Here is a 13,456-nt window from a genome sequence, read left to right on the forward strand (position 1 = left end):
TTTACAACCACTTCAACCAGGAAAGATCGTTAGCCAGTCGAGACACCTTCAAGCTGACCCGCGCCGCCGCTCTTAGCGAGTGGCGTCAACTTTGTTCCGGATAAGTTCGCGATTTCCACGGCTAACTGAGACTGGTTCGAATTCGTCTGACAGCACCGCCATACCTCTCAAACAGTCGTCTGCTTATGTCGCGCGCCCTGCAGGTGATCGAAGCCAAACGCTTGATCATCTTTGTGCGGCCCGCTGCCTGAACACTCTGGTGGTTCCCGAATAGGGCGTGCTACGATGATTTACTCGTCCTGAGCCACAAGTCCCAAACCGCGCAGATAGATGCCAATCCCGGTTTCCAGCAGCTCTTCGGGCGGAAACGGGGAACTTGCGCCGGTATTGCGCGCAAACAGTTCGACGACACCATGGCTCATCGCCCAGATATGGGCGCTGAACATCGATGCTGGCGGGCGTTTCTCCGGCGGGATGTGCTGCGACAGATCGCTGGCGGCTTTTTCCAGAACCGTCTTGGCGCGGTTGGCGGCAAGGGCCAGCTCGGGCGTTCGGTTCACCGAGATACCGCTTTCGAACATGGCGATGTAATGGCCCGGGTGCTTGCGCGCAAAGGCGAGATAGGCGCGGCCCGTGGCCTCGAACGCGGCCAGAGCCGAGGGCTGGCCTTTGTCATAGGCAAATTGCATCAGATCTGCGAACATTTCGAATCCCTGGCGGGCGGCCTCGGCAATCAAGTCCTCGCGCCCTTCATAGTGGCGATAGACCGCAGCAGGGGTGACCCCTGCGGTCTTGGCCGCCTCCGACAGGGTGAAGCCGGTCGGGCCTTTCTGCTCGATCAGCGAAAGGGCCGCTTCGATCAGCGCTTGTTTCAGGTTTCCGTGGTGATATCCGCGTTTCGTCATCCCGGCCTCAGGCGCGTTTTGTCTTATATATGTGCGAGATGTGCGTGAGACCAGCGCGATCAGGCATCCCAGATATCCGGCCCGCCACTGATCTTGCGATCAGGCGTACCGACGACGTCAGTATCTTTGCCATCATAGTCCAAACTGCTGAGAACCGTGCGAATGGCTGCGAGACGCGCGCGCTTCTTGTCGTCCGAGCGGATGATCGTCCAGGGACAGTCTTCCGAATGGCTGCGTGTCAGGGTTTCCGAGATGGACTGGCTGTATTCGTCCCATTTGTGCAGCCCTGCCACGTCAATCGGGCTGAGTTTCCACTGCTTCAAAGGATCAGTCTCGCGCTTGAGAAAGCGGTTCAATTGCTCGGCGCGCCCGACATTCAGCCAGAACTTGAAAAGGTGAATCCCGTCGTTTTTGAACCCCGTTTCCAGCGGGATAACCTGCCGGAAGAACCGTTCGCGTTCCTCGGTGGTGCAAAAGCCAAAGACGTTTTCAACTACGCCTCGATTGTACCAACTGCGATCGAAGAACACGATCTCGCGGGCCGAGGGAAGATGCGAGATGTAGCGCTGAAAATACCATTGGCTGCGCTCGGCATCCGAGGGTTTGCTCAGCGCTACGTTGCGCGCCCCTCGTGGATTGAGGTTTTCCCGGAACCGTTTGATTGTCCCACCTTTTCCGGCGGCGTCCCGGCCTTCGAAAAGGATCGCGATTCGCTGATCTGTGGCCTTTATCCAGGATTGCATCTTGACCAGCTCGATCTGCAGGGCTGTCATCTGCTTGTCGTAGTCTTTGCCCTTCATCTTTTCCCGATACGGGTAGGAGCCGGACAGGATATTCCCCTTTCGGCCATCTTTGATCGCGGCTTGTACCTCTTTCGGGGCGTCGTTACGGAAATAGCTTTCGATTGCGCCCTGATCTGATCGGGTCATATGTGGCCTCGCGATAAAATCCAAATCTTACTATGGATTACAGAGCGTCCTAACGCAAACCTGCGCGTTCGGCGGCCCGATCGATCGCGGCGGCAACCTCAGGCGCGGCAACCACCTGTGGCATGTGGCCGATACCGTCCAGTTCGATCAGTTCAGCACCCGGTATCTGTTCGATCAGGCGCTGGGAATGCCAGCTTAGCCCCACGGTGTCATCTGCGGTGCCGTGAACGATCTCGGTCGGAACCGAAATTTCACCATAACGCGGTTGCAGTTGCGCCACCTCATCCAGCAGGTTGGCGCGTTGTTTCGCGTTTGCGTGCATTGAGGCGCGGCGCATGGTCAGGCCGGGGCCGAAATGATCGGCATATCCGTCAGGGGCCTGTTGCGGCGCGAATACTTTATCGAGTGCCTTTTCGACATACCAATCGGGAACAAACGCGGTGATCAGGGGCAGGGCGAGCACATTGCCCGCGGTGGTTGCACCGATGGTGTTGAAGGCGTCCAAAGGCGTCTCCCACGGGATCGCGGCCGGAGCGATCAGGACAAGCGCCGAGATGTTCTCGGGGCGCGTCACTGCCCATGCCAATGAGACAGAACCGCCATAGCTTTGCCCGGCAACGATCGGCTTCTCTGCGCCCAGCTTTGCTGCCGCCTGTTGCAGAATTTCGGCCTGTTGCACGATCGTTTCGCCATCTGGATTGAAGCTTTCGGAATAGCCAAGCCCAGGCCGGTCAAAAACAATCACGCGGTAGTGCGCGGCCAGTATCGGAGCCAGCGCGAATGTCATATCCCGCGTGTTGCCGCTTGAGCCATGGATCAGCACGACATCGGGTCCTTCGCCCATGACGACCGCATGAACAGACACGCCGTTCACATCGACGATCTGACCTTCGGGTGGGAATGCGGATTCGGCCCGCGCTTCGCGTTGCGCGCTGCGCCAAGCGGTGGCAGCGGCAAGTCCTGCAGCCACAATACAAAGGGATATGAGGATCTTACTGGCCAATTTTGTTCAGATCGAACGGGGTTGTTTGATAGATCGAGTTGATCCAGTTGCCGTAAAGCAAATGTGCATGGCTGCGCCAGCGGTTCTGGGGTTCCTGAGTTGGATCGTCATCCGGGTAATAGTTTATCGGCACATTGATCGGCGCGCCATTGGCGACGTCACGGTCATATTCCTGCTTGAGCGTGTCGCTGTCATACTCAAAATGATTGAATATATACAGCGCCCGGTGCGTTGGATCCTCGACCAGGCAGGGGCCCACATCGTCGCTGCCCAATAGCGTAATCAGATCGGGGACCGCATCGATTTCATATTGCCGCATCTCTGTCCAGCGGCTGACGGGAATGACGCAATCATCGGAAAAACCGCGCAAAAACGGAGACGCCGGAGCCATGTTTCGGTGGCGATAGCAGCCGAAAGCTTTGGCGTCCAGCATGTGTTTCCGGACGCCGTGGAAATGGTTGATCATCGCCATCCCGCCCCAGCACACCCCGAAGGTCGAATGCACGTTTGTCTGCGTCCACGCAAAAACTTCGCGCAGCTCGTCCCAATAGGTCACGTCGGCGAAATCCAGATGCTCGATCGGCGCGCCCGTGATGATCAGGCCGTCGAACTTTTGGTCCCTCACCTCCTGGAAGGGTTGGTAGAACTCGGCCATGTGCGCGGCTGCGGTGTTCTTGGTCTGATGCTCGGTCATGCGGATCAGCGACAGCTCAATCTGCAGAGGGGTGGCCCCGATCAAACGCGCGAATTGGTTTTCGGTCTGAATCTTCTTTGGCATCAGGTTCAACAACCCGATCCGAAGCGGGCGGATATCCTGCCGGGCGGCCTGATCCTCGGCCATGACCATGACGCCCTCATTGGTCAGGACATCAAAGGCGGGCAGGTCTGAGGGTATCTTGATCGGCATCGCGTCACGCTATTGAAACTGTGAAAGAAGTTCGGAACTTAGGCGGGCTTGTCGCGGGTCTCAAGGGTGCGTTCGATCAACTCATCGAAATCTCTACCATCACGCACCTTGGCAACGTCGTCGGCGGCGATCGTGACGCCCCAATTGCGCGCCATGGCCTCGTACCGGGGCTGCCGGTGCGCCATCGCCTTGGCATAGGTCCAGCGGATGAACGCATCGGGATCGACGTCATCGCCTTTGCAGTCGTTGAGCGCCAGATACTCGGCCCAGACATGCGCCAAAAAAGCGGCCTGATATGACATGGGCTTGGGGGCCTTGTCGAAACGGCGGATCAATTCTGCCGTGTGTGCATCATCGCCCTTTATCCAGATCATCAACGTCTGGCGCGACAGTTCGCTTAGGACCTGATCGTTGGGATCGTCGGGTTCGACCCATTCGCAGATCGACCCGCCGGTGTCACAGATGAAATTCGGATATCCATACAGCCGCTGGGCCCGATCAACAAAGTACTTGGTGTCCAAAAGGGCGTGGATCTCGGCCAGCCGGAACTGTTCCTGTCGCTGTTGGTATTCCGATATCTCCAGCCCGCCGAGGTCTCGGTTGCCGGGCTTGCCAAGGTAGGTCGAGACAGGGGTGAGGTTCTCGAAACTGATATTTGAGCCTATGTAGATTGAATCCGACAGCAGAAGGTCCCTGAGAAACGGGACTTTCATCGCTTCGGCCTTGGCGTTGTCGGTGATGTATTCGCCCATGTACCGAGTGCCGATGCGATAGTCGATGGAATAGTGAAACCAGCCCCCGGCCTCGCGCAACGTGTTCGAGACATAGGACTTGCCCAATCCCGACATGCCGAAGAACAGCACTTTCTTTCGCGCGGCCTCGCGCCAGTCGTTTGCCGAGTTGTAGAGCATATCCGCCATTCCTTGTTTCGCCCTAGCTAAAACGGGCGGTTGGCGGCGTCAATCGCGTCTGCGGGATCGGCTGAGAATGATCAGACCCATGGCAAGTACTGCAAACCCGGCAAAGGCGCGCGGGGGCAGGGCCTCGCTTCGGACCAATGCGCCGAGAAGTATTGCGACCGGCGGTATGATAAGCGTCACCAGCAGAACATTCCCGCTGCCACCTTGTTGCAAAACCCGATAATACAGCAGATACGCGCCCGCCGTCGCCACAAGCGCATAGTAGGCGATAGCGGCCCATGTTTCGAGGGGAAGCGCCAGCGCGGGGATGCCGTCAACGACCAAAGTCACGGGCAGCATGATGAGCGCGGACGCCGTCAGCATACCAGCCGCAGCGATCTGCGGTTGAAGGTTGCTCAGGTAGGCGCGGGCCCAGACTGCAGCGCAGGCATAGGACAGGGTGCCGGACAATATCGCCAACTGCCCAAGGTTGCTCAGGCTGAACGCGCCGAACTGGCGCAGACCGATTGTCACCGCAACGCCCAGAAAGCCCAGACATACGCCCAGAACGCGCGCACGCGTCAAACGTTCATCTGGGAAGAAAAATGACGCCAGAAGCACTCCGAACACTGCGGTGGTTGCGTTCAGGATCGAGGTCAGACCGGTTTCGACATGAAGCTGGCCCCACGCCATGAGCGAGAAGGGCAGAACGTTGTTCAGCAGGCCCATGACCAGAAATGCAGCCCAGATACGCGGGTTTCGGGGCAAGCTGTTCCGTTGTGCGAGGATCAGCAGCCAAAGCGCCAAGGATGCCCAGAACACCCGATGGAATACTGAGGTCACGAAGGGGACGGTGTCCAGGGCGATACGTATCGACAAGAACGATGCGCCCCAGATCACTCCGAGCAGAATCAATTCAGCCCAGGCGCGGGCAGAGAGGGTTTTTTGAGCAGCCATGGCCTGTTCTGACACTCCAGAATCTTTTGAGCGACCCGAAACATGCGAAAAGCCCCGCCGAATGGGCGGGGCTTCGGGATCGTTCCTGACAGTGTGGATCAGTCCAGGCGGTAAGTGACCTGAAAGCCAACGCTCCAGGCGCTGTTGCCGGTGAAGGTGGCGCGGTTATCCGGGCCTGTGCCGTTGGCGGTCGCGTCGCCGATATCGGTATAGCGCACGCCAGCCGAAACTTGTGCTTTTTCAAACGAATAGGTGCCGCCAAGACCGATGCTCCAGAAGCCATCTGTTGGGCCAAGGTTCGATACCGGGGTGTCCTGTGAGGTTTCGTATCCCAGTGTTACAGCCCCTGAAAACTCTTCCGAAAACTGATAGCCGAGACCCAGCGAGTAGGTGAAAGTATCCTCTTCATAGTCCACCAGATTGATCCCGGTCAGGCCAACATAGACGGGCGGTGCATAGACTGTCTGCGGCCAGTCAACCCACCGAACCGAGCCGAACAGCAGCGTCTTGGGGGCAACGCCGGTCTGGAAGTCGAGGTTCACCGACTGGGGAGTGACCACTTCGCTGTTTGTGTCCGCATCTATGCGGCCCACGGTCGGGATGCCCGGAGGAACGATGCCCGTGACGATATCGTTAGCTTCGGTTTGTGACAGGTCATGAGTGATTTTTGAGTTATACGTCAGGGCAACGCGCGCTGCGATATCTGGGCGCTCCCACGCTACCCCGATGACGTACCCAAAATCTATCTCAGCGTCAGTTTCGACACGATACCCGCCTTGCGGGAAGGGTTGTGACGAGGCGCCAGCAATCGGCACCGATACACTGGCTTTCACGCGTTGCGCGCGGATACCGCCAATCGCGCTGAAACCGCCGTCAAACTTATACCGCAACAGGGCGGTGACTGCATCTGTGTCAGCTTTGGCACGCAGTACATCCGTGCTCCCACCCGGAAAACCGGATAGGACGTTCTGTGACAAAGGGTAGGCTGCGGAATAGTCGATATCCGCCCCAAATGGTTGATCATAAACCAGTGCAAAATCCAGCTTTTCGGTCAAAGATGTTTTGTATGCCAAGTGAGGTGTAAAGAAACTATTCGCCACATCGCCCGAGTCGACTGTTTCGCCGAATGTCGGGCTGCCTGGGATTTGATCTTCCATGGATCCGCTGACGCTTGGGTCGGTATAGCCAAGCCGGAACTGAGCGACAGTCCCTTCCTCAAACAAGATGTTTACACCCTGACCGCTTCGGTCAAGACCGCCCGCCTGCACTGCGGTTGCCCCGACGCACAGGGCGCACGCCTGAAACAGCGTTTTTTTCATTGTATTCCTCCCAATCTCTGTCCTTTGCCTGTGGTGCACACCCTCACAAGTGCACCCGGGCCTGTTACCGGGTGTTACTGTCTTAATCCTTAAAATAAGGTCAACCGGTGACGGAGCGTTAGTTCGGGTCGCCGTTACGTAACTGTGTTGCCAAATTGTTACGATTCTCGGACCAGACGTTCAGGAAGATGCCGCAGAAGATTACGACCGCGCCCAGAAGGGTCCAGTGATCCAGCGGTTCCTGATAAAGGATCATGCCCACAATTGCGATGGTCGGCAGGCGCGCGAAGTCGAACGGGACCACCACAGTGGCCGGCGCGATGGCCAGAGCGTTTGTGATACAGAAATGCGCCAGCAACCCGGCCAGACCGATCAGCAGAAGAAACGGCGCCGTGCCAAACGAGGGCAGGGTTATGTCTCCGTCAATGCCGGAAGCGATCAGGCCAAGTACGGCCTGCATCACAGTTAACCAGAACATGATGCAACCAATGCTGGCTGTGCGCGTCAGGGATTTGGTCGAGATGTTTGTCAACGCAAAGAAGATCGCCGAAAGGGCAGCGGCGATCACGCCGGGGCTGATGGATGCGGCGCCGGGGCGGGCGACGATCAGGATACCCGCAAAACCGATCATCGCAGCGGTCAGGCGAATGGCAGTCAGCCGTTCCCCCAGAAACAAGGGCGACAGAAGGATGACCCAGATGGGGTTGGTGAACTCCAGCGCAAAGACCTGCGCCAGCGGGATGACTGTCACCGCATAGAACCAAAGATTCTGCCCGGTGAAATGCAGGACGTTCCGCACGCCATGCAGACCGAGCCGCTGCGTCGTGACCTGATGCCAGTTTCGTGTAAACGACAGGACCAGCGCGACCACGCAAATGCCTACAAGGCTGCGGTAGAACATGATCTCGAACGTATCATGGGTCACACTCAACTCGCGCCCGGCAACGGCCATGGAGGAAAACGACGCGATCGCTCCGGTCATCCAGAGCGCGGCTTTGCCGACCTGTGATTTGCTTTGATCCATAGAGCCAACGCCGTATCAGAGTGTGCCGCGCCGACTAAAGGGCGTTTCGCCTTGGAATGTAAAGCAAAAAGCCGGGCTGAGACCCGGCTTTTGCGCTCATTCCCACTCGATTGTGCCGGGGGGTTTTGAGGTGATGTCATAGGTGCATCGGTTGATGCCTTTGACCTCATTGATGATGCGGGTCGCGGTTTCGCCGAGGAACTCATGGCTGAACGGGTAGTAGTCCGCTGTCATGCCGTCGACCGAGGTCACCGCACGCAGGGCACAGGCATAATCATAGGTACGACCATCACCCATCACTCCCACGGTACGGACGGGCAGGATGGCCACGAAGGCCTGCCAGATCTCGTCATAGAGGCCGTGTTTGCGGATTTGGTCGATATAGACAGCATCCGCCTCGCGCAGAATTTCCAGCTTTTCGCGGGTGATTTCGCCGGGGCAGCGGATGGCAAGGCCGGGGCCGGGGAAGGGGTGACGACCGATGAAGCTTTGCGGCAGGCCCAGTTCGCGGCCCAAGGCGCGGACTTCGTCCTTGAACAGCTCGCGCAAGGGTTCGACCAGCTTCAGGCCCATCTTCTCTGGCAAACCACCCACATTGTGGTGCGATTTGATCGTTACCGATGGACCGCCCGAGAACGAGACAGATTCGATCACGTCGGGGTAGAGGGTGCCCTGCGCTAGGAACTCGGCCCCGTCGATGGTGTCGGCGTGTTTCTGGAAGACGTCGATGAACAGCTTGCCGATGATCTTGCGCTTGGTCTCGGGGTCGCTTTGACCGTCCAACTCGCCCAGAAACAGCTCGCTTTCATCTGCATGGATCAGTTGGATGTTGTAATTGTCGCGGAACATGCCGACGACCTCGGCAGCCTCGTTCTTGCGCAGCAACCCGTGGTCGACAAAGACACAGGTCAGCTGATCGCCGATGGCTTCGTGAATCAGGATCGCCGCGACGGAACTGTCGACACCGCCCGAGAGACCGCAGATGACCTTTTTGTCGCCGACCTGATCGCGGATTTTGCGGATCATTTCATCGCGATAGGCCCCCATGGTCCAATCGCCCGAGAACCCGGCCAGTTTGACGAAGTTTTCGTACAGTTTCGCACCCTTGGGGGTGTGGTGCACCTCGGGGTGGAACTGCACGGCGTAGAAATGGCGGCTGGGATCGGCGGTGATCGCGTAAGGCGCGTTGGGAGAGGTGCCGAACACCTCAAACCCCGGGGCGATTTCGCTGACATGGTCGCCGTGGCTCATCCAGACCTGTTCGTCGCCCTCGGCGAACCAACCATTGAGGATATCGAGCTGGCTTTTGGGTGTAACGAAGGCGCGACCGAACTCGGCAGTGCCATGGCCGCTTTCGACCTTGCCGCCCAACTGGTGCATCATGACCTGCTGACCGTAGCAGATGCCCAGAATCGGCACGCCGTAGTCAAAGATCTCCTGCGGGGCCCGGGGTGAGCCGTCGCGTGTCACACTGTCGGGACCGCCCGAGAAAATCACGGCCTTGGGGGCCATCTCTCGGACGAACTCCATCGTGACGTTCTGATAGGGGTGGATTTCGCAATAGACGTTCAGCTCGCGCAGGCGGCGGGCGATCAGCTGGGTCACCTGGCTGCCGAAGTCGATGATCAGAAGGCGGTCGTGGGATGCTTGGGTCATGCAGGGCTATTAGGTCGCAAGCGTTGCTTGTGCAAGCGCTATGACGTCAATTGGGGGCGGAGGCTGATAGATGATGACAATAAGGCTTAGGGCTGCCGGCCAAAGCGATGCAGACGCGATCCGGGACTGTATTACCAGCGCTTATGGGCAGGCAATGCGCGAGATCGCCGATCTGCCGGATGTAACGGCTGGACTCGCCGAGGATATTCGGGACCGTGATGTGGTTCTGGCCGAAAGCGACGGGCATTTGCTGGGGGTGATCGTCTTTGATCTGCAGACCGATACGATGATGGTCTTCAACCTTGCTGTCTCGCCCGAGGCTCAGGGGCAGGGGATTGCGCGGCAATTGCTTGCGGCTGCCGAAACGGCGGCGGTCAAAGCGGAAGTGGCATATCTGCAGCTGCGGACCCACCGCCTGATGCGCGCGACCCGGGCGATGTATGCGCATCTGGGCTGGCACGAGGTCGAGACGACCGGGAACTCGGTCATGATGCAAAAGCGGGTGACCTGACGCTCAGATCCGTCTGGTTGCGGTTCATGTCGCTTTTCCCCCTATTGCGCCGTAAACTACCTGTGGCGCTGTTGGCCGTTCATGTAACACACTTATCAAACCAACCATTCAGACGGGATTTTCTCAATGGCAGAGGCAAACACCCGGCGCAGGGCACGGGGTGGCGGCGGCGCCGCCCGTCGGGCCGAGCGCACGGCGGTCAAGATCGAAACCGCGAAGTATATCGAACGCAATATTCCCAACTTCGAGGTCCTCAACGACGAAGCGTTGGAGATCATCGAAAACAACGCGGAAACCATTCTGGAAGAAGTGGGCGTCAACTTCGTCGACAACCCCGCCGCGCTTGAGCGCTGGAAAGACGCCGGTGCGGATATCGACGGCGAGCGCGTTCGCCTGCCACGTGGTCTGGCGCGTGAGCTGATCAAAACTGCACCCAGCGAATTCACCCAGCACGCCCGCAACCCCGAGAAATCGGTGGTCATCGGTGGCCGCAATCTGGTTCTGGCCCCGGTCTATGGCCCTCCGTTCGTGCGGGACGCGCAAGGTGGCCGTCGCTATGCGACGATGGATGATTTCAATAAGTTCGTGAAGCTGGCCTATATGTCCAAGTGGCTGCACCACTCGGGCGGTACGGTGTGCGAGCCGACGGACATTCCGGTGAACAAGCGCCACCTGGACATGCTGATGGCGCACATGACCCTGTCGGACAAGCCGTTCATGGGTTCGGTCACCGATCCCAGCCGCGCGCAGGATTCGATCGAGATGTGCGAGATTCTGTTTGGCAAAGAGTTCGTGCAGAACAACACCGTCATGACCTCGCTGACCAACATCAACTCGCCGATGACATTCGACGACGTGATGATGGGCTCGCTCGAGGTTTATGCGGCGAACAATCAGGCCTGTATCATCTCGCCCTTCATTGTGGGCGGCGCGATGGCGCCGGTGTCGGTCGCGGGGACGCTGACACAGGTTCTGGCCGAGGTCATGGCGGGCGTCGCCTATAGCCAGATCATCCGTCCGGGTGCTCCGGCGATCTTCGGTGCGTTTGTGTCCTCGATCGACATGAACTCGGGCGCGCCGACCTTTGGTACACCCGAAGCCTCGCATGTCACCTATGGCGCGGGCCAGCTGGCGCGTCGTCTGGGGCTGCCGTTCCGGTCTGCGGGCTCGTTCTGCGGTTCGAAACTGCCCGACGCGCAGGCGGCTTACGAGACCGCGAACTCGCTGAACATGGGACTGATGGCAGGCGTGAACTTCATGCTGCACTCCTGCGGTTGGCTCGAAGGTGGTCTGGTGGCGGATTTCGAGAAGTTCGTCATGGATGCCGATCAGTTGGGCGTTCTGCACGGTCTGGCCAAAGGCATCGCCTATGACGAGAACGCACAGGCCATGGACGCAATCCGCGAGGTCGGTCCGGGTGGCCACTATCTGGGTTGCGCCCACACGCAGGCGAACTTCAAGGATGCGTTCTGGAAGACCGACCTGCTGGATTACAAGCCGTTCGAGACTTGGGAAGAGGAAGGCGCCCGAGATACACGGACGCTGGCCACCGCACGGGTCGAGCATCTGCTGGCCAACTACCAGCAGCCGCAGATCGACCCGGATGTAAAGGCCGCGCTTGACGCCTATGTTGCCGAGAAAAAGGCATCCATGCCGGATGCCTTCACCTGATCACGTATAGCGCGCGGCGCGGCTGACCTGATATAGCTGCGCCTCGCCGATCAGGGCAATCAAAACATCAAGGTGACGCACCAGAGAATAGGCGGCGTCATCTTCTTTCCTCTGCAGGTCAAACTCGCGCTCGATTTCGAGCAGCCGGACCAGCGCAGAGCCGGTTCCTGGGACGGACCCATAACCCAGGATGCGCTGCAGGTGGCGATCACGGTTATAGTCTTTCGCGCCGATTTTCGCCGCACGGGTCAGCAAGCGCGGGCGGCAGAGGGTGGCGATCATGGTCATCAGGTCCTGCACTGTGGCGTTCCTTCCTTTTTCATTCTGATGCCAGAGATGTGACACAACTATAGCGGGTGTTGCCTTGCTGTGGTTCGCTCCGAACTATGGTTTCACGACTGTTTATCTTTTTGAATCAATTCTGCTCGGTGCCGTCCGTGGTTAACGAACGAGTAACGAAAGCGACTCTAGTTAGATTTGGTTAACTAAGAATCCGACGGCGAAAACTGTCAGTTTGTTTTGTCGACGAGGGCATTGAAATATGGAAAACAGCGCGGCTTTCACTGTACCGGCATGGGTCCCCGAAGGGGCGCAGCGATACCTTGACCACACCGAGTCGGGCCGGTCCATCCGGGATATCGCGCGCTCGGCTGGATGCCATGCCTCGACCATTCTGCGTCAGATACGCAGGTTGGAAATGCGGCGTGACGATCCTTTGGTTGATGCCGCGCTGCAGTCTTTGGCACAGGCGCATTTCACCGCCCCTGCGGATGACGGATCGGAACCTTGCAGCGCCGTTTTGCCGTTCGCCTCGGGTGATGATGAAGACGCGGTATTCGATCGCGAAGCCCTGCGTGTGCTGCGCCGTTTGTGCGAATCCGGTGCGGTGCTGGCGGTAGCCGAAGACATGGACAAAGCCGTAGTCGTGCGCGACAACGCCGATGCGGGGGCTACCAGAACCGCGGTCGTCGATTGTAGCATTGCGCAGGCTTTGGCCCTGAAGGACTGGATATCGTGCGACAATCCGGGGCGTATTTCGCGCTATCGCATTACCACGGCGGGCCGCACAGCGCTGGGTCATCTTCTGGCTGATGCCGAGAATCGTGCCCGAACACGGAATGAGTTTGGCATGGCCGAGGCGCAGGCTCCATTTCAAGGTTCTGGCGTGGGGGCAAAGCCTCAGCCTCAGAGTCCGTCGCGCGTGCGGTACAGCGCGGCGGAAAGCCCGCTGGTTGCTTTGGCGCGCCGACGAGACAGGGACGGAAAGCCCTTTCTTGATGAGACGCTTGTAGGGGCAGGGGAACGTCTGCGAGAGGACTTCGAGCTTGCTCAGATTGGGCCTCAGGTCACGCAGAACTGGGACCATTTTCTGACCGGTGGGGGCCGGGCTGATTTCACGCCAGATGCGCATGTTGGCCACGGCTCGTCTGGTGCGCGTGATCGTGTCGCGCGGGCGCTGGCCGAGCTTGGCCCGGGCCTGAGCGATGTGGCGCTGCGCTGCTGTTGCTATCTTGAGGGGCTGGAAATGGCAGAAAAGCGTATGGGCTGGTCGGCCCGGTCGGGTAAGATCGTGCTCCGCATCGCGTTGCAGCGACTGCGACGCCACTATGAAGAGCAGACCGAACGGGACAGGCTGATTGGTTGATAAATCTTTATTGTGGATATGGCTGCAAAT

At 58.7% G+C, this 13,456-nt stretch carries 13 protein-coding genes and 1 pseudogene; 4 read left to right on the forward strand and 10 right to left on the reverse strand.

The genetic code is table 11. The features are described 5' to 3' along the window. Positions 1 to 104: pseudogene (locus ACR0KM_RS13915) on the forward strand (IS6 family transposase); the annotation flags it as partial. Between the two features lie 186 nt (positions 105 to 290). Here the strand turns inward: ACR0KM_RS13915 and ACR0KM_RS13920 are convergent. From ACR0KM_RS13920 to guaA, 9 genes are all read right to left on the reverse strand, one after another. Continuing rightward, positions 291 to 905, reverse strand: coding sequence for a TetR/AcrR family transcriptional regulator (locus ACR0KM_RS13920; RefSeq protein WP_480821900.1), 615 nt, complete (start codon positions 903 to 905; stop codon positions 291 to 293). A 59-nt stretch (positions 906 to 964) separates the two neighbouring features. Beyond that, positions 965 to 1,834, reverse strand: coding sequence for a polyphosphate kinase 2 (gene ppk2 / locus ACR0KM_RS13925; RefSeq protein ID WP_480861599.1), 870 nt, complete (start codon positions 1,832 to 1,834; stop codon positions 965 to 967). A gap of 49 nt (positions 1,835 to 1,883) precedes the next feature. Beyond that, positions 1,884 to 2,837, reverse strand: a complete 954-nt coding sequence (locus ACR0KM_RS13930) for an alpha/beta fold hydrolase (protein WP_480861601.1) — start codon at positions 2,835 to 2,837, stop codon at positions 1,884 to 1,886. Beyond that, complete coding sequence (gene metA, locus ACR0KM_RS13935; protein WP_480821906.1) at positions 2,827 to 3,744, reverse strand: homoserine O-acetyltransferase MetA; 918 nt, start codon at positions 3,742 to 3,744, stop codon at positions 2,827 to 2,829. The genes ACR0KM_RS13930 and metA overlap by 11 nt, the downstream gene beginning before the upstream one ends. Positions 3,745 to 3,782: 38 nt before the next feature. Beyond that, positions 3,783 to 4,655, reverse strand: a complete 873-nt coding sequence (locus ACR0KM_RS13940) for an ATPase (protein WP_480861603.1) — start codon at positions 4,653 to 4,655, stop codon at positions 3,783 to 3,785. A 48-nt stretch (positions 4,656 to 4,703) separates the two neighbouring features. Beyond that, the gene (locus tag ACR0KM_RS13945; RefSeq protein WP_480861605.1) at positions 4,704 to 5,600 is read right to left on the reverse strand and encodes a DMT family transporter; all 897 of its coding nucleotides are present in this window, start codon (positions 5,598 to 5,600) and stop codon (positions 4,704 to 4,706) included. A 98-nt stretch (positions 5,601 to 5,698) separates the two neighbouring features. After that, entirely contained in the window at positions 5,699 to 6,919 is a 1,221-nt protein-coding gene (locus tag ACR0KM_RS13950; RefSeq protein WP_480861607.1) for an OmpP1/FadL family transporter, read from the reverse strand. 118 nt (positions 6,920 to 7,037) lie between these two features. After that, positions 7,038 to 7,943, reverse strand: coding sequence for a DMT family transporter (locus ACR0KM_RS13955; RefSeq protein ID WP_480861609.1), 906 nt, complete (start codon positions 7,941 to 7,943; stop codon positions 7,038 to 7,040). 96 nt (positions 7,944 to 8,039) lie between these two features. After that, entirely contained in the window at positions 8,040 to 9,599 is a 1,560-nt protein-coding gene (gene guaA, locus ACR0KM_RS13960) for a glutamine-hydrolyzing GMP synthase (RefSeq protein WP_480861611.1), read from the reverse strand. Between the two features lie 70 nt (positions 9,600 to 9,669). Between guaA and ACR0KM_RS13965 the strand changes: the two genes are divergently transcribed. Continuing rightward, on the forward strand, positions 9,670 to 10,110 hold the full coding sequence (locus ACR0KM_RS13965) for a GNAT family N-acetyltransferase (protein WP_480861613.1): 441 nt from the start codon (positions 9,670 to 9,672) through the stop codon (positions 10,108 to 10,110). Positions 10,111 to 10,236: 126 nt separating this feature from the next. After that, positions 10,237 to 11,781: a trimethylamine methyltransferase family protein gene (locus ACR0KM_RS13970; RefSeq protein WP_480821920.1), complete on the forward strand. Its 1,545-nt coding sequence runs from the start codon at positions 10,237 to 10,239 to the stop codon at positions 11,779 to 11,781. Here ACR0KM_RS13970 and ACR0KM_RS13975 read toward each other — a convergent pair whose 3' ends face one another. Further along, the gene (locus ACR0KM_RS13975) at positions 11,782 to 12,081 is read right to left on the reverse strand and encodes a DUF6477 family protein (RefSeq protein ID WP_480861615.1); all 300 of its coding nucleotides are present in this window, start codon (positions 12,079 to 12,081) and stop codon (positions 11,782 to 11,784) included. A gap of 241 nt (positions 12,082 to 12,322) precedes the next feature. On the opposite strand from ACR0KM_RS13975, the gene ACR0KM_RS13980 reads away from it, so the two are divergent. After that, on the forward strand, positions 12,323 to 13,426 hold the full coding sequence (locus ACR0KM_RS13980) for a DUF6456 domain-containing protein (RefSeq protein ID WP_480861617.1): 1,104 nt from the start codon (positions 12,323 to 12,325) through the stop codon (positions 13,424 to 13,426). Positions 13,427 to 13,456: the final 30 nt, after the last annotated feature.

This window comes from Ruegeria sp. G10, from assembly GCF_056533645.1.

Bases quoted from the DNA above. Each gene is read 5' to 3' on its own strand.
- ACR0KM_RS13945 (WP_480861605.1), bottom strand. From the start codon at position 5,600: ATGGCTGCTCAAAAAACCCTCTCTGCCCGCGCCTGGGCTGAATTGATT.
- ACR0KM_RS13965 (WP_480861613.1), top strand. From the start codon at position 9,670: ATGATGACAATAAGGCTTAGGGCTGCCGGCCAAAGCGATGCAGACGCG.
- ACR0KM_RS13970 (WP_480821920.1), top strand. From the start codon at position 10,237: ATGGCAGAGGCAAACACCCGGCGCAGGGCACGGGGTGGCGGCGGCGCC.
- metA (WP_480821906.1), bottom strand. From the start codon at position 3,744: ATGCCGATCAAGATACCCTCAGACCTGCCCGCCTTTGATGTCCTGACC.
- ACR0KM_RS13955 (WP_480861609.1), bottom strand. From the start codon at position 7,943: ATGGATCAAAGCAAATCACAGGTCGGCAAAGCCGCGCTCTGGATGACC.
- ACR0KM_RS13980 (WP_480861617.1), top strand. From the start codon at position 12,323: ATGGAAAACAGCGCGGCTTTCACTGTACCGGCATGGGTCCCCGAAGGG.
- ACR0KM_RS13950 (WP_480861607.1), bottom strand. From the start codon at position 6,919: ATGAAAAAAACGCTGTTTCAGGCGTGCGCCCTGTGCGTCGGGGCAACC.
- guaA (WP_480861611.1), bottom strand. From the start codon at position 9,599: ATGACCCAAGCATCCCACGACCGCCTTCTGATCATCGACTTCGGCAGC.
- ppk2 (WP_480861599.1), bottom strand. From the start codon at position 1,834: ATGACCCGATCAGATCAGGGCGCAATCGAAAGCTATTTCCGTAACGAC.
- ACR0KM_RS13940 (WP_480861603.1), bottom strand. From the start codon at position 4,655: ATGCTCTACAACTCGGCAAACGACTGGCGCGAGGCCGCGCGAAAGAAA.
- ACR0KM_RS13920 (WP_480821900.1), bottom strand. From the start codon at position 905: ATGACGAAACGCGGATATCACCACGGAAACCTGAAACAAGCGCTGATC.